The organism is Cytobacillus sp. Bac17 (genome assembly GCF_024519925.1).
Taxonomy (GTDB): domain Bacteria; phylum Bacillota; class Bacilli; order Bacillales; family Cytobacillaceae; genus Cytobacillus; species Cytobacillus pseudoceanisediminis.
The window spans coordinates 1-16,523 of record NZ_JALJRC010000056.1 but is presented as its reverse complement, the minus strand read 5'-3'; the positions used below and the strand labels follow the sequence as shown (position 1 = coordinate 16,523).

Sequence of the window (16,523 nt, the reverse complement as noted above, 5' to 3'; positions counted from 1 at the left end):
TGACACCTCACCAACGGGTCAAACCGTTGATAAATCAACATTTATAGAGGGAGGATTTTGTATATGTTGAAAAAAGATTTTAGAAAATCAATTTTATTTGCATTGCTTGCTTCTCTTTTATTACTTTTGGGAGCCTGTACAAATGCAAATGATGAAAACGCAGAAAACAATGAAGGCACCGAGAATACAGAAGAGAGCAAAGACAATGAAGATATGGAAGGCATGGATCATGATAATATGGATGAAGATACAGAAGGCATGGATCATGATAATATGGATATGTCCAGCTCGGGCGAAGTTCCTGAAGGTTTAGAAGAAGCAGCTTCACCAACTTATGAAGTTGGAAGTAAAGCCATTATTGAGTCAGATCACATGTCAGGAATGAAAGGGGCTGAAGCAACAATAGTTGGAGCATATGATACGACGGTTTATACAATATCTTATACCCCGACGACTGGCGGAGAGAGAGTGGAAGATCATAAATGGGTGATCCATGAAGAGTTAGAAGGAGTCGAAGAAGAACCGCTTGAACCTGGAACAGAAGTTACTGTAAATGCGGAACATATGGAAGGTATGGACGGAGCAACAGCTGTAATTGACTCCGCTGAACAAACTACTGTATATATGGTTGATTTTACTACAACAACCGGTGGTGAAGAAGTGAAAAATCACAAATGGGTAACAGAAAGCGAGCTATCTCCAGCTGAATAAATTTATAAAACTTTAACATAATAAATAAGAATAAAAAGTCGATTCCAAACCATGGAATCGACTTTTTAAATCCTTAATCACAAATAGGGGTCCTACCAACAAAACGCGGAAAACATACGCTAAGCAAATTTCGACATGGAGAAAGCCGATTTTTCCTACGTTAAGGAATCATCGGCTTTTAGTATTATTGAATAAGAGGGCGTAGTGAATGTAGACTTGCTACTCTTGCATCAAAGTTGTATTCACCAAGAAAATTAATGTGTTCCCATCCTAACGGAGAAATATGTTTAAGTAAATCTTCTCTCAAATTTCCCTTTTCCTTTAATAATTTTGTTGCTTCTGTAAGATAAACAGTGTTCCATACGCTAATAGCGTTTATTAGAATATTTAAAGCACTTGCACGTTGTAGTTGGTCTTGTATTCCTCGTTCTCGTAACTCACCTCGTTTTCCAAAGAATAAGGCTCTTGCTAACCCATTCATGGCTTCTCCCTTATTTAGTCCTCGTTGAATTCGACGGCGTAGTGTTTCGTTAGATATGTAATCCAAAATAAAAATGGTCTTTTCGATTCTCCCCATTTCTCGCAAAGCAAATGCAAGTTTATTTTGTCTCGCATATGACCCTAGTTTCCCCATAATAAGTGAACCAGACACTTTTCCTTCTCGAATAGAATGAGCTACACGTAATACGTCATCAAAATTATCTTGAATAATTTTCGTATTAATACGACCACGGAGTATATTTTCTAGTTTTGGGAATTCATTTGGCATTTGGATGGTGAATAGCTTAGAGTCAGCTAAATCACGTAGCCTTGGTGCAAAACGAAATCCTAATAAATGACTCAATCCAAATACTGAGTCGGCGTAGCCAGCTGTATCTGTAAAATGCTCTTCAATATTTAAATCTGTCTCATGATGAAGTAATCCATCGATAACGTGTACAGCATCACGAGCATTGGTATTAATGACTTTCGTATAAAAACTTGAAAATTGATCACTGGTAAATCGATAAATGGTTGCCCCTTTTCCAGACCCATAGTGTGGATTGGCATCGGCATGTAACGATGAAACACCAACCTGTACGCGCATTCCATCAGAGGAAGAGGTACTTCCATCTCCCCAATAGGAAGCTAGTTTAAGCTTATGTTGAAAATTTACTAATGTCGCTTGTGCACGACTTATAGCATCATCGAATAAACGCCATTGCGCTGCATTAGCCATTTGATGATAGGTAACTCCTGGTGTCGCTTCTGCCATTTTAGTAAGTCCTATGTTAGTGCCCATCGCCATGAGAGCAGCCATGAGAACTCCTTTTTCCTCTCCCTTTGGCGGGCGATTGGTTGAGGCATGTATCAACATTTCGTCAAATCCTGTCCAGTGTGCTACCTCCATTAAAAGATCAGTGAGCTTTATTCTCGGCAACATATTATATAAAGACAGGCTAAAAGCTCTCGCTTCTTCGGGTGTATTTTTCTCCAAACGGTCCACTCGGATCTTAGCTTTTTCGATATTTACTCCTTCTAGAGAATCAAGATTATTTGAAACCCATGTAAGGCGTTGCGCTAGTGACTTTCTTCTTTCCTCAAGATATTCATCTGCCGATGAACGAACAGCTAGTTTAGTTTCCGTAAGACGAGAAGTTGTCCAATCTTCTTTAGAAACAAGATACTCTTCAAAATCTTTATGAAGTCTACTACCGACTACGGATATGTCGCCTGAACGAATATGATTTTTCAACTCTGTTAGTGCAGCCATCTCATAATAGTGTCGGTTAATTATTCCATCATCACCATAAACATGCTTCCTCCAACGTTTAGGAATAAAATCTACCGGGGCATCATTTGGAATTTTTCTTTTACCAGATTCATTCATTTCATTTAGCGTCTTTAAGGCTTGCAATAATGGCTCTGTACCTTGTGTAGAACGAAATTCAAAAGATTTAAGAAAAGTAGGAGTATATTTTCTTAGATAAGAAAACCGATTTTCTAACAAATCTAGATAATCGTAATCCATCGGTCGGGCTAATTTTTGGGCTTCTTCGACGGAAGAAACAATTTTATCCCACGGCATAATCATTTCAATAGCATTAAATGGATCAAGTCCTTCATTTCGTGCTTGGATAAGTGCTGCACCGATATCTGCAAAATGTACGACTTTTTCATTCACTGCTTTTCCGTTTTCTTTTTGCATTTCTTCTTGTGTTTTACGTCCTTTTGATTGCAAGATCATCATTTGTCGATCATGAATTTCAATTGCTTGGTCAATTAAATCCTGACTATGAGTCACAAGATATGCCACGAGAATTGCATATTTCTTTTTTTCTTTAAACCTTCGAAATGAGTGTGGTTCGTACCTTGCTCCAATACGAGATAATTGAAGTAAACGATTGGGATGGATTTGTTCTGAATTTATTTCTAATTTTAAATCTCGAATATAGTCTAAGCGCTTTATTACTTTTAAAAAGGCTTCAGGTGAAGATTGGCCGGGAAGTTCTCTAAGCCATGCTAAGGGGGTTTTTCTATTATCTACAAAGGGATCTATAAGTTTATCTAACTTTTGTTTTTGCCATTTAGAAAGAGTACAAGTTAATGATTTAAAAATCCTTTCCTCTGCTCGTTGACGAGTTTCCCAAACAAGCCTTTCTATAGTAGTCATTCCAGGGAGAATAATTTTCTGATTCCGTAGCTCTTCTTGTGCTGTACGAAGAAGATACATTGAATTTCCATTTTGAAGGGCATGATTCAACAGAAACTGAGCTACCTTGCGATAGTTCCCTAGGGAAAAATTTTGATAACCATAAACTTGACGGATTTCTTCCATATGCTCATGCTTAGTTGGCTCTCGTTGGGCATATAAAGAAAATGAATTAGGATTAACATTTATTTGTCTAGCTATGTATTCGATTATGTAATCTGGAATAGGCCCAACATCTGAAAGGGACCATCCAGGATAGCGTAAAACACATAATTGAACAGCAAAGCCTAAACGATTATGATCTCTTCTGTGTCGTTTAATAATTTCAAGGTCATATTGGGAAAAAGTATAATAGGTTTCTAGTTCACTTTCGCTCATATCAGCTGGAATTCGTACAAATTCCGTTCTTTGATCTTCTGTTAGTAATTCTTTCCCTCTCATGCTATAACTCCTTGCTAGGTATCTTTTTCTTTTCTAGATAACGATATAATGTTGTCGCTCCAATCCCTGTTGCCGTCTTAATTTGAGATAACGAGTAATCTTTGCTTTCATACATTTTTATAGCAAGTTCTATTTTCTTTAAATCAACCTTCGGTCTACCTCCGTTTCTTCCCCTAGCTCTAGCAGCCGTCAATCCATCTTTCGTTCGTTCACTAATAATATCTCGTTCTAATTCTGCTATGCTGGCTAACATTCTGAAAAAGAAGCGTCCCATAGCAGTTGTAGTGTCAATCTTGTCTTGTATGGAGACAAAATGAATTCCGTTTGATTCAAAATGTTCCATAAGTTCAATTAAATGTTTGGTACTCCGACTGATTCGATCTAATTTATAGACAATCACCGTGTCGCCTTTACGCAAAATTTTAAGAAGCTCATCTAACTGTGGTCGGTTTTTTTTCTTACCTGATTCTTTTTCTTCAAAAGTCTGGTCCACTCCGTAGTGAGTCAATGCATCAAGTTGTAACGATAATGATTGATCTTGTGTACTGACACGTGCATACCCAAATTTCAACAAGAATCCCCCCTTTTTAATACCTTAACTATACCAAAAAGGGGTAATAGATAGATATATTGGTAGTTAGTTTTTGGTTATATTTTTGGTTATGAATTTAAGTGGTTTTCGAGGTTTTTAGAGAAGTTCTCTATTTTAACCAAAAACGGTCGTTTTCGGTATTGGAATCATTTAATTGAAGGGAGTAAAATATATTGACCCTGTACTATGGTACAGGGTTTATATTATATGTGAGGTGAAGTAAATTGCATTTTCGAGTCGGAGAAATCGCAGAGAAGTGTAACGTTAACAAAGAGACCATTCGATATTATGAGCGTTTAGGCTTAATTCCAGAGCCTGATCGTACCGAAAAAGGATACCGAATGTATTCACAACAAACGGTCGATCGGTTGAATTTCATAAAACGGATGCAGGAATTAGGATTTAGCTTAAATGAAATTGACAAATTGCTAGGGGTCGTCGATCGCGATGAAGCAAAGTGCCGTGATATGTATGATTTCACCGTTCTTAAGATAGAAGACATCCAGCATAAAATTCAAGATCTCAAAAGAATTGAACAAATGCTGATGGATCTTAAAGAAAGATGTCCCGAAAACAAAGATATTTACGAGTGTCCTATTATTGAAACATTGATGAAAAAATAAAGAGGTGAAACAGGATGATAAACACAATAAAAAGTTCAGGTTGGTTTCTTGTCGCACTAATTACATGCCCATGCCATCTGTTTTTACTGCTTCCGTTGATTGCAGGAACAGCACTGGGATCATATTTCGTGGAATATAAAAATGTTATCTTCATCATAATGGGTATATTGTTTGTTTTCTCCCTATTCAATGGCTGGAGAAAATTGAACCCAGAAATCAAAAATGAAACAACGAAAGAAACAACAACGCATGATTGTTGCAGTATGGAGAGGTTTAAATCATGAAGGAAAAAGTGTCACAGTTAGCCACAATATTTTCAGCTTTTGGTATGGCTGCATGCTGCTTGGGTCCACTGATTTTTATCCCTCTTGGTTTAACTGGATTTGCAGGAGCAATCGCCTTCTACTCATTGAAGTATCGGTTATTGTTCAGCATCGTTACCATCATCCTTCTTGCATACTCCTTTTACATGGTTTACGGGAGAAAAGGCAAAAGGAAGAGTTCTATCATCGGCTTATGGATCACGACGTTTTTCGTTTTCTGCATGTTTCTTTTTTTATTTCTAGTTGAAGGTGGACTATAAAAAATGAGGTGCTTTATATGAGCGTACAAATAATTAGGATTATGATGCTATTATCCCTTCTGTTAGTGGTTAGTGCGTGTAGCAACGAAAAAGAAGCACAAAATAATATAGATGCTAAGAAGGAAGTAAAAGCTACCATTGAAACAACTAAAACAGGGACATTCACGGTTTTGGGGATGGATTGTTGTCCACCGTCTGTTGTAGAAAGCGTCCTGGAACAGGTAGATGGCGTTAGCAAAACAGCCATTAAAGTCAGTGGAAGCAAGGGCGAAGTAACGGTTTCCTTTGATGATAAGAAAACGGATTTACAGGAAATTAAGACGGCAGTTTCGGATTTCGGGCTTGGAGTCGAATAAAAGGAGGGAGTTAACATGAAAAAATATCGAGTGAACGTTCAAGGAATGACTTGTACGGGTTGTGAAGAGCATGTAGCTGTTGCTCTTGAAAACATGGGTGCAAGAGGGATTGAAGTAGATTTTCGCGGTGGCGAAGCTGTATTTGAGCTACCAAATGGCTTAGAGGTTGAAACAGCGAAAAAAGCGATTGCTGAAGCGAAATATCAACCAGGCGAAGCAGAAGAAGTACAATCGCAAGAAATGATGCAGTTAGGTGATGAAGGTGATTATGACTACATCATCATCGGTTCTGGTGGGGCTGCCTTTTCATCTGCCATCGAAGCCGTGAAATACGGAGCAAAAGTGGCAATCATTGAACGTGGTACGGTTGGTGGAACATGCGTGAACATCGGCTGTGTTCCTTCAAAGACTTTGCTTCGGGCTGGCGAAATCAATCATCTGGCAAAAAATAATCCATTCATCGGATTGCACACGTCAGCTGGCGACGTTGATTTGGCACCATTGATCAAGCAGAAAAATGAACTGGTGACGGATCTTCGAAACTCAAAATATGTAGATTTGATTGATGACTACGGCTTTGAATTAATCAAAGGCGAAGCGAAATTCGTAGATGAAAAAACCGTTGAAGTCAATGGCATGCAGTTGTCAGCCAAACGATTCTTAATCGCGACAGGTGCTTCACCAGCAGTGCCAAACATTCCTGGACTGGATGAAGTCGATTATTTAACAAGCACAACGCTGCTTGAATTAAAGAAGGTGCCTAAGCGTCTTACGGTCATCGGTTCTGGCTATATCGGGATGGAATTGGGACAACTCTTCCATAATCTAGGCTCAGAAGTCACATTGATGCAAAGAAGCCCGCGTTTGTTAAAGGAATACGATCCTGAGGTTTCAGAAGCAATCACGCATGCCTTGACAGAACAAGGGGTCAACTTAGTGACGGGAGCATCTTTTGAACGAATCGAACAAGATGGAGACATTAAAAAGGTCCATGTTGAGGTAAATGGCAAGAAGCGAATCATTGAGGCAGATCAATTACTAGTTGCCACAGGAAGAACACCAAACACGGCAACCTTGAATTTACAGGATGCAGGCGTTGAAGTAGGCCCCCGTGGTGAAATCGTAATCGATGAGTATTCAAAAACAACGAATTCACGCATCTATGCAGCAGGAGATGTCACGCTTGGTCCTCAATTTGTATATGTAGCAGCTTATCAAGGTGGAGTTGCGGCAGGAAATGCTATCGGTGGACTGAACAAAAAGCTGAATTTAGAAGTGGTTCCGGGGGTTACATTTACAGCTCCAGCAATTGCAACGGTTGGTTTAACGGAGCAACAGGCAAAAGAGAAAGGATATGAAGTGAAAACATCCGTCTTGCCGTTAGATGCCGTTCCAAGAGCACTGGTTAATCGGGAAACAACAGGCGTGTTTAAACTGGTTGCGGACGCGAAAACGTTGAAAATATTAGGGGCTCATGTGGTGGCAGAAAACGCAGGAGACGTGATTTATGCAGCGACATTAGCAGTGAAATTTGATCTAACTGTAGAGGATCTTCGCGAAACCCTTGCACCATATTTGACAATGGCAGAAGGATTGAAGCTGGCTGCCCTAACGTTTGATAAAGATGTATCCAAACTATCTTGTTGTGCAGGTTAATCATCTTTTTATAATATCAAGCCGATATTCCTTAAATTAAGGAATATCGGCTTTTTTCATCCAGAAGTTGTCTTAACGTATATTATCCGCGTTGTGTCGGCAGGGCCCCTATTAGAACACGAGAATTCTAAGAAGTGAATATTTTCATTGGTTCATTCAAATGTTCACTTGAATAACTATTTAAAAAAGGGGTATACTATATTCAAGCAAATACTTGAATGATAATGGAGTGAGAAAATGAATAAGAAAGATACTTGTGAGATTTATTGTTATGACGAAGAAAAGGTAACTCGAATACAAGGCGAATTACAAACAGTTGATATTTCTAGTGCTGCCCAATTATTGAAAGCTGTTGCTGATGAAAACAGGGCAAAGATTACCTTTTCTTTGTGTAAGGATGAAGAGCTATGTGTTTGTGATATAGCAAATATTATAGGAGTTACAGTTGCAAATGCTTCCCATCACCTAAGAACACTTCATAAGCAAGGGGTTGTGAAGTTTAGAAAAGAAGGGAAACTGGCGTTTTATTCGTTAGATGATGAACATATTAAGCAATTAATGACTATTGCATTAGCACATAAGAGCGAGGTGAAAGTCAATGTCTGATCAGCAAGCGAAGCTGTCTGAACAGGAAATGAAAACCTACCGTGTTCAAGGATTTACTTGTACAAATTGTGCAAAGATCTTTGAAAATAACGTAAAAGAATTAAAAGGTGTTAAAGATGCAAAAGTAAACTTAGGTGCATCAAAAATTATGGTTCAAGGTACTACAACGATTGAAGAATTAGAAAAAGCAGGTGCTTTTGAAAATCTAAAGGTTCGGGATGAAAAGGAACAAAAGGTAGAGCGTGAACCTTTTTGGAAGCAAAAAGAAAACATCAAGGTGTATATTTCAGCGATATTACTTGTTATTAGTTGGTTTTTAGGGGAGCAATATGGAGAAGAGCATATACTTCCAACGATTGGTTATGCAGCATCCATTTTAATTGGTGGGTATTCGCTATTTATTAAGGGTCTTAAAAATTTAAGTAGATTAAATTTCGATATGAATACGCTAATGACCGTTGCCATTTTAGGAGCTGCGGTGATTGGTGAATGGGGAGAAGGAGCAACAGTTGTTATCCTATTTGCTCTTAGTGAAGCATTAGAGCGTTATTCAATGGATAAAGCTCGTCAATCTATAGAATCGTTGATGGATATTGCTCCAAAAGAAGCTTTAATTCGTCGTGGAAATGAAGAAATGATGGTTAACGTTGAAGATATTCAAGTCGGCGATATTATGATTGTAAAACCTGGACAGAAATTAGCGATGGATGGAACAGTTATCAAGGGTATATCTACGTTAAATCAGGCTGCGATTACAGGGGAAAGTGTTCCCGTAACCAAGACAATTGATGATGAAGTCTTTGCTGGAACTTTGAACGAAGAGGGATTACTAGAAGTTAAAGTAACAAAAAGGGTGGAAGATACCACTATATCCAAAATCATTCATTTAGTGGAAGAAGCTCAAGCAGAACGAGCCCCTTCTCAAGCGTTTGTGGACCGTTTTGCGAAATACTATACACCAGCTATTATCGTCTTGGCTCTTTTAATTGCTGTAGTTCCTCCATTACTATTTGGCAGTGATTGGAGCGAGTGGATCTATCAAGGTTTAGCTGTGTTAGTGGTTGGTTGCCCTTGTGCTCTGGTTGTTTCGACACCTGTTGCCGTAGTAACTGCAATAGGAAATGCTGCAAGGAACGGTGTGTTAATTAAAGGTGGAATCCATTTAGAAGAAGCAGGAGCTTTAAAAGTGATTGCCTTTGATAAAACTGGAACCTTAACAAAAGGTGTTCCTGCCGTTACAGATGTAGTGACATATGCTGGCAATGAACAAGAATTAATGATAATAACAGCAGCCATTGAAAAAGGGTCACAACATCCATTAGCTTCAGCAATCGTTAGAAAAGCAGAAGAAGACGGATTAAACATTCAAAATATTGTAGTGGAAGATTTTCAGTCCATTACGGGTAAAGGCGTAAAAGCCAATATAAACAATGAAATGTATTATGTTGGAAGTCCGAATTTATTTGTAGAAATCCTAACAAATGGCATAGAAACATCAATCAAAGAAGAAATCACTCGTATGCAAACACAAGGAAAAACGGTGATGGTAATAGGAACAGAAAAACAAATCCTTTCGTTAATTGCCGTAGCAGATGAAATGAGAGAATCATCAAAAGAAGTCATTAGTAAACTGAACCAAATTAGGATCGGAACGGTCATGCTTACGGGGGATAACCAACGAACAGCAGAAGCAATTGGTAAAGAAGTTGGGGTTTCTAACATCAAAGCCGAATTGCTTCCAGAAGATAAATTGAATTTTATTAAAGAACTTCGAGAAAAACATCACAGTGTCGCGATGGTTGGCGATGGTGTGAATGATGCACCTGCTCTTGCAGCTTCCACTGTTGGTGTGGCAATGGGTGGTGCTGGAACCGATACAGCACTTGAAACAGCCGATATTGCTTTAATGTCGGATGATCTAAGCAAATTGCCGTATACCATTAAGTTAAGCCGGAAGGCTTTGGCGATTATTAAGCAAAATATTACCTTCTCTTTAGCAATTAAATTAGTGGCATTACTGTTAGTCATGCCTGGTTGGTTAACGCTATGGATTGCGATATTTGCTGATATGGGGGCAACATTAATAGTTACTCTAAATAGTTTACGACTATTGAAGGTTAAAGAATAAAATTTTCTTGAAAGTCAATGGGATAACTAAGTGTTGTCCCTTTTTTATTAAAATAAACAGAATGACTATTCTGAAAATTAAAGTTTTTAGGGGGGAGAAAATGTCTCAAAAACCTAATGAATATATACCTGCACTAAAATATCATTGGATGACTCGATTTTATGATCCGTTAATTCAATGGGGAATGCAAGAAAAAAAGTTTAAAATGCATTTAGTTAAGCAAGCAACCATCCAACCAAAGGAAACGATAATGGATTTAGCTTGCGGAACAGGTACACTGGCACTTTTAATACAGCAATCACAACCTGGTGTGCAAGTAATTGGGGTTGATGCTGATCCTGAAATATTATCAATTGCTAAGGAGAAAATTAAAGAAACTCAAGTTAATAATATCACCTTTGAGGAAGGGTTTTCTGATAAACTTCCCTTTTCCAATAATCTATTTCATCATATATTTACAAGTTTATTTATTCATCATTTAACTCTAGAGATGAAAAAGAAAACATTTGAAGAAGTTCATCGGACACTCAGATCTGGTGGCCAATTTCATATTATTGATTTTGAGAAGCCGCAAAATTGGTTGATGCGTGTCGCATTTTTCCCTATACAATTTTTAGATGGGTTTGAAACAACTTCAAATCATGTTAAAGGGATTATTCCTAAGCTATTAAAAGAAACTGGATTTGTCTCAATTGAAGAAACTGGGCAATTTTCAACTATCACAGGCACACTAAGGGCGTATAAAGCTTTCAAACCATAACACGACCAGAATAGTGACTAAAAAGCCGATGATTCCTTAGCGTAGGAGAAATCGGCTTTCTTCATGTCGAAATTTGCTTAGCGTATGTTTTCCGCGTTTTGTTGGTAGGACCCCAAATAGAGTTTTATTCCTTGCCAGTCCATTTATATCCAACACCCCAAACGGTTAGTAAAAACTCATCCGCGGGAAATCCTGCCCTTCTCAACTTTTCCCTAATATTTCTAACATGCGAATCAATCGTGCGGTCTTCAATTGATACGCCATATCCCCAAACCGATTCAATTAAGTGATCTCTGGAGAAAACCTTGTTTCTGTTACTTATAAATAACTGGACCATCGCAAACTCCTTAGGTGTGAGAAAGATCTCTTTATCTTCAAAATAAAGTTCATAAGAAGCTGGTTTAAGTAATAGGCCTTTAAATGAGAGGAATTCTTCTTCTGTTGTAGTTCTTCTAAGTACGGCTTCTATCCTTGCTACAAGTACTTCTTCATCAAATGGTTTCAAAATATAATCATCTGCGCCTATTTTTAACCCTTTAACGATATCAGGCTTCTCACTTCTGGCCGTGAGCATGATAATCGGGATATCCCTAATTTTCTTAAATTCTTTGCATGCTGTCCAACCATCCATTTCAGGCATCATCACATCTAACAATATTAAATCGGCATGATTTGTTTCTATATACGTTATTGCATCTACCGCAGATGACTTTTTAACACATTTATAACCTAATGGGGTTAAATAAAGCGCAAGTAGATCTAACATTCTGGATTCATCATCAACTAATAGTATCGTTTTCAATGCTATCTGCTCCTTTAAAGACTAATTCAAATTCAGTTCCGATGCCTTCCTTGCTTTTTACTGAGATTGTCCCACCATGAGCAAGGACCAGCTCTTTTACTATGGCAAGCCCCAAACCTGTTCCTCCTAAAGATCTGGTTCTGGACTTATCTACTCGATAAAAGCGGTTTAAAATATAAGGCAGGTCTTCTTCAGGTATTCCTTTTCCATTATCTCGAACCTTAATACTGACATCCTTCTTTTTGCTGCTGACAGCAAGGATTGTTTTGCCTCCAGATGGAGAGTATTTAATAGCGTTATCCAGCAAGTTAAAGATGATTTGCTCAAGTCTGATAGGATCAGCCATAATATATACTCCTTCTGGACAAACTACTTCAAAATCCATTTCTTTTTCGTGGAATGCAGGAGAAAACTTTTGCTCAATTTTCGTAATAAAGTCAGTTAAGTCTATTGCTTTTTTTTGTATTATAAATGAATTTTTGTCCATTTTCGCTAGGTCGAAAAGGTCCTTAATTAAATCAGAAAGGCGATTCGCCTCCTCATGAATTATATTTAAATATTTGTCACGGTCCTCATTGGATAAATTGCGTTTATGAATAATATCTGCATAGCCCTTAATATAGGTGAGGGGGGTCCTTAGTTCATGAGAAATGCTCGCTAAAAAATCGTTTCGTTCTAGTTTTAAATAATTCAAGTCGCTTGCAAGCTGAGAAATAGAATCTGCTAAATCCCCGAGTTCGTCATTCCTGTTCTTTGGGAGTGAAATTGTAAAATCTCCCTTGCTAATTTTGGAAGTAGCTTCCTTCATTTTTATTAAAGGTTTTGCAAGTCCTTTAGAAAGAAAAATGATAACAATCAAGGTTAAAAAAACCGCTATTATTCCTGTTAATATAAAATGTTTATTAATTCTTTCAATTAAAGAATGTATTGATTCTGTTTCTTGAAACATAAAAACCTTGCCAGATGTTTTGCCATCTAAATCTATTGGACTAACTGTTGAGATAAACTTTCCCTCTTTCCAGTTATTATCAACAACCTCTCCACCTCGAGGGATATCTGAGTCTGACCTGTTAATATGGTCTTGAACCTCATAGCTCTTTACTGATGAACCAAGAATCTTACCATTCATATCAGTGATAACGACATCGGTATTTGCCTCCGATTCCATTAAAGTTACATGAGAGATTGTATCTGTATCAAAGTGTTTTTCCAGTATATCCCTGTGAGCGTTGCCTCTTGTCTGCAAAGATAGAAACTCTTCTTCTATCCTTGAATCCACAAGGGCTGAATGTAAAAAGAAAAACATGAAAATCTCAAGGCTAAAGATAATTAGAAAGAATACTATTCCAAGCTTAATCGAAATTTTTGTCAATTAATTCACCCGTTTCTCAAGAAACTGCTAATTTAAATTATATTTCTTAAATTTGAAGAATTTATGCAGAATGAGACATATTTTAATACTGAGAACTTTTATATTTTTAGTGTTTAATTAAAGTCTATTCAAAATCTCGAGAATCGAACTATTGACAACTTAAGAAAATTTACTTAATATTATGATTAGTTAATTTATTTTGAATATTTAAAATTATATTTATCAATTCATATATAGTCTACAGTTATTAGTTGAATTAAGGGGGCTATATCGAATTTCTTTATGCATTATGCATAGGTTATTCGATATGCCTCCTTTTTTATTATTAAATTAGGTATTGGAGGTGATACTGTTAGAAGTTTCATAATAACAAGAGTTTCCGCTGTTTAAAAAGAAGATAGGGGGATATGTGATGATTAAATTAAGAAGTCGAATTGTATTTCTAACCTTCTTTTTTGTAATTACCTTACTTATAAGTGCATGCAGTAATAATAGTCAGGTGAATAACCAGACAGATAATGAAAACAAGGATGCGAAAACAGATTCCACCAAAGAACAGGTGATTACAGTAAATGCCTTATCTGAACCACCCAGTCTCGAACCTGCTTTAATTGATAACCAGGTTGCTGGGGATATATCAAACCAATTATTTGAGGGCCTCGTTCGTTTGGATAAAGAAGGAAAAATTGTTCCAGGTGTGGCTGAAAGATGGGAAACTTCAGATGATGGGACAATTTACACGTTCTACTTAAATAAAGATGCGAAATGGTCAAATGGTGATCCAGTGACTGCTCAAGATTTTGTCTATTCCTGGGAAAAGGTATTAAGGCCTGAAGTAGCCTCTCCGCTAGGAAGTAATTTATTTTTTATCAAAAATGGAGCAGCATATAATGAAGGCTCGTTAAAGGATCCTGCTGAGCTTGGTGTTAAAGCTGTAGATGAATATACCCTTGAAGTTACTCTAGAAAAACCAACTTCCTTCTTCTTGGGACTAACAGCCTTTTTCACCTTATTACCAATCAATGAAGAAGTTGATAAAGCAAATTCGAAATGGGCATCAGAAGCTGACACCTTTGTTTCAAACGGCCCCTTTACAATTGAGAGTTGGAAGCACGGACAAGAAATAGTAATGGTACCTAATGAAAACTATTGGGGGAAAGATGTTGTTAAACTGGATAAGCTAAAGTGGGTAATGGTGAATGAACAAAATACTGAATATGCAATGTACCAATCAAATGAGCTTGACTTTTCTACAAACCTACCAAATTCGATAAGAAATAAATTAATTTCTTCTGGAGAGGCATATACTGCACCAAGTGCAAGTTTAGCTTACTTACGTTTTAATCATAAAAATGACGTTTTCGCGAACGAAAAAATACGCCAAGCATTAGGTCTAGCGTTGGATAGAAATCTTTTAGTTGAAAAAGTAACACAAGGAGGAGAAATTCCAGCCTTAGGTTTAATTCCAATTGGATTGAGCAGCGGTGCAGGAGAATTTAGGGATTTAGCGGGAGAATCCTTGTTTAAGGATAATGATGTGGAAACAGCAAAACAAAAGCTACAGGAAGGGCTAGATGAATTAGGCCTCTCCTCGTTACCGAAAATCAATCTACTATTCTATACCGATGATACGTACAATAAGCTTTCACAAGCAATGCAAGAAATGTGGAAGAAAAACTTAGGGATAGAAGTTGAACTCCAAACAATGGAGCGTAAAGTATTTGTTCAAAATATTCAAGCAGGGGATTATCAACTAGCAATTTACAGTACAGGTGCGGACTATGATGATGCAAGTAATTTAATGGGACAATTCATGACAGGAGATGTTTATAACTATAGTAATATCTCTATTCCCGAGTACGATCAATTAATGAAAAAAGCAGAAGCAGAATTGAATTTGGAAGAGCGTGCTCAGTATTTGGTGGATGCAGAAAAAGTCCTGATAGACCAAATGGCCATTTCACCTCTTTATTACAGGACGAAGGTATATCTGCAAAAGGATAATATTGATGGAATCTTTCAATATACTATCCAAGCCATTGATTTCCGGGAGGCGTATGTGAAGTAAAGAAAAAAACATTCAATCGCTGAAAGAGTGTACTAAAAGTACACTTTTTCAGTTGTTATCAGACAGGTCCTGCTACAGGAAAATAGGAGGGGAATTATGCGACAATTTCTGGTTAGGAGGATTATTAGTGTTTTTGTGACACTATTCGTTATTATTTCACTAACCTTTTTATTAATGTATGCCATACCAGGAGATCCTTTTACAAGTGAAAATCGCATACCTGAACAGGTAGTCGAAAACTTAAAGGAGCATTATGGGCTTAATGATCCAATGTTAATTCAATATATAAAATACCTAAAAGGAGCCCTATTATTCGACTTCGGTCCTTCAATCAAATGGGATAATCAAACAGTAAATGAACTAATTGCAAGTGGTTTTCCAGTTTCGGCAATGATTGGTCTACAAGCCATTCTTATTGCAACTTTTTTTGGCATTCTATTAGGAATATTTGCTGCTATTCGCCACAATAGTGCTATTGACTATTTTTCTATGATTATCGCAATTCTTGGCCTTTCTGTTCCCAGTTTCATATTCGCTACAGTTTTAATCAACTTTTTTGCAATTAAACTACAATGGTTCCCGGTTGCAACATGGGGGACCTGGAAGCATTCCGTATTGCCAAGTGTTGCTCTCGCCGTTACACCAATGGCATATATTGCCCGCCTAACTCGATCGAGCATTCTTGAAGTTTTATCTATGGATTATATCCAAACTGCAATGGCAAAGGGCGTAACCGGTGTCAGATTCGTATTTAGGCATGTGCTTAGAAATGCTATGATTCCAGTTGTAACAATACTGGGACCTATAACAGCCACTGTATTGACAGGAAGCTTTGTTATTGAACAGATTTTCGGTGTGCCTGGATTAGGCAAGTATTTTGTGGAAGGAATTACAGATAGAGATTATCCATTAATCTTAGGGACAACGGTTTTTTATAGCGCTATCTTAGTGTTCTTTATTATATTGGTTGATATCGCCTACGTTCTGATTGACCCAAGAATAAAACTAATGAAAGGGAGGAGATAGCAGATGCAGCCAGTGCGGGATGAACTCTTTGTGTTTAAGAAAAAAAACAAAGAGGAGCATTCCTGTTAGAAGGATTTTCGGGACTTGAACAAAAAAGAGCCCTCTTG

Annotated in this window: 15 protein-coding genes; 11 read left to right on the top strand and 4 right to left on the bottom strand. The window is 37.4% G+C overall.

What is annotated here, in order from left to right:
- Positions 1-63 precede the first annotated feature (63 nt).
- Positions 64-711 (top strand): YdhK family protein, encoded by a 648-nt coding sequence (locus NR125_RS28330; RefSeq protein ID WP_019380892.1) that lies wholly within the window; start codon positions 64-66, stop codon positions 709-711.
- Positions 712-895: 184 nt separating this feature from the next.
- On the opposite strand, the gene NR125_RS28325 is transcribed toward NR125_RS28330, so the two are convergent.
- Positions 896-3,844 (bottom strand): Tn3 family transposase, encoded by a 2,949-nt coding sequence (locus NR125_RS28325; protein ID WP_154319797.1) that lies wholly within the window; start codon positions 3,842-3,844, stop codon positions 896-898.
- Between the two features lies 1 nt (position 3,845).
- The gene (locus NR125_RS28320) at positions 3,846-4,415 is read right to left on the bottom strand and encodes a recombinase family protein (protein WP_138116154.1); all 570 of its coding nucleotides are present in this window, start codon (positions 4,413-4,415) and stop codon (positions 3,846-3,848) included.
- A 245-nt stretch (positions 4,416-4,660) separates the two neighbouring features.
- Between NR125_RS28320 and merR1 the strand changes: the two genes are divergently transcribed.
- The 8 genes from merR1 to NR125_RS28280 all read left to right on the top strand — a co-directional run bounded on the left by merR1 (position 4,661) and on the right by NR125_RS28280 (position 11,148).
- Entirely contained in the window at positions 4,661-5,059 is a 399-nt protein-coding gene (gene merR1 / locus NR125_RS28315; protein WP_047914436.1) for a mercury resistance transcriptional regulator MerR1, read from the top strand.
- A 14-nt stretch (positions 5,060-5,073) separates the two neighbouring features.
- Positions 5,074-5,343, top strand: coding sequence for a hypothetical protein (locus NR125_RS28310; protein ID WP_138116156.1), 270 nt, complete (start codon positions 5,074-5,076; stop codon positions 5,341-5,343).
- Complete coding sequence (gene merT, locus NR125_RS28305; protein ID WP_031536987.1) at positions 5,340-5,642, top strand: mercuric transport protein MerT; 303 nt, start codon at positions 5,340-5,342, stop codon at positions 5,640-5,642. The genes NR125_RS28310 and merT overlap by 4 nt, the downstream gene beginning before the upstream one ends.
- Positions 5,643-5,659: 17 nt before the next feature.
- Positions 5,660-5,998 carry a mercury resistance system substrate-binding protein MerP gene (gene merP, locus NR125_RS28300; protein WP_138116158.1) on the top strand — a complete coding sequence of 113 codons (339 nt, stop codon included), beginning with the start codon at positions 5,660-5,662 and terminating at the stop codon, positions 5,996-5,998.
- Positions 5,999-6,013: 15 nt separating this feature from the next.
- Complete coding sequence (merA, locus tag NR125_RS28295; RefSeq protein WP_154319798.1) at positions 6,014-7,654, top strand: mercury(II) reductase; 1,641 nt, start codon at positions 6,014-6,016, stop codon at positions 7,652-7,654.
- A gap of 237 nt (positions 7,655-7,891) precedes the next feature.
- Complete coding sequence (locus tag NR125_RS28290) at positions 7,892-8,260, top strand: ArsR/SmtB family transcription factor (protein ID WP_138116162.1); 369 nt, start codon at positions 7,892-7,894, stop codon at positions 8,258-8,260.
- Positions 8,253-10,388: a heavy metal translocating P-type ATPase gene (locus tag NR125_RS28285; protein WP_138116164.1), complete on the top strand. Its 2,136-nt coding sequence runs from the start codon at positions 8,253-8,255 to the stop codon at positions 10,386-10,388. Before NR125_RS28290 ends, NR125_RS28285 begins: the two co-directional genes overlap by 8 nt.
- A gap of 100 nt (positions 10,389-10,488) precedes the next feature.
- On the top strand, positions 10,489-11,148 hold the full coding sequence (locus NR125_RS28280) for a class I SAM-dependent methyltransferase (RefSeq protein ID WP_138116166.1): 660 nt from the start codon (positions 10,489-10,491) through the stop codon (positions 11,146-11,148).
- Between the two features lie 124 nt (positions 11,149-11,272).
- On the opposite strand, the gene NR125_RS28275 is transcribed toward NR125_RS28280, so the two are convergent.
- Positions 11,273-11,950 (bottom strand): response regulator transcription factor, encoded by a 678-nt coding sequence (locus NR125_RS28275; RefSeq protein WP_071158644.1) that lies wholly within the window; start codon positions 11,948-11,950, stop codon positions 11,273-11,275.
- On the bottom strand, positions 11,928-13,322 hold the full coding sequence (locus NR125_RS28270; RefSeq protein ID WP_071158646.1) for a sensor histidine kinase: 1,395 nt from the start codon (positions 13,320-13,322) through the stop codon (positions 11,928-11,930). The genes NR125_RS28275 and NR125_RS28270 overlap by 23 nt, the downstream gene beginning before the upstream one ends.
- 412 nt (positions 13,323-13,734) lie before the next feature.
- Here NR125_RS28270 and NR125_RS28265 point away from each other — a divergent pair, with 412 nt between their 5' ends.
- Positions 13,735-15,390, top strand: a complete 1,656-nt coding sequence (locus NR125_RS28265; protein ID WP_256816663.1) for a peptide ABC transporter substrate-binding protein — start codon at positions 13,735-13,737, stop codon at positions 15,388-15,390.
- Between the two features lie 96 nt (positions 15,391-15,486).
- The gene (locus NR125_RS28260; protein WP_061791892.1) at positions 15,487-16,416 is read left to right on the top strand and encodes an ABC transporter permease; all 930 of its coding nucleotides are present in this window, start codon (positions 15,487-15,489) and stop codon (positions 16,414-16,416) included.
- Positions 16,417-16,523: the final 107 nt, after the last annotated feature.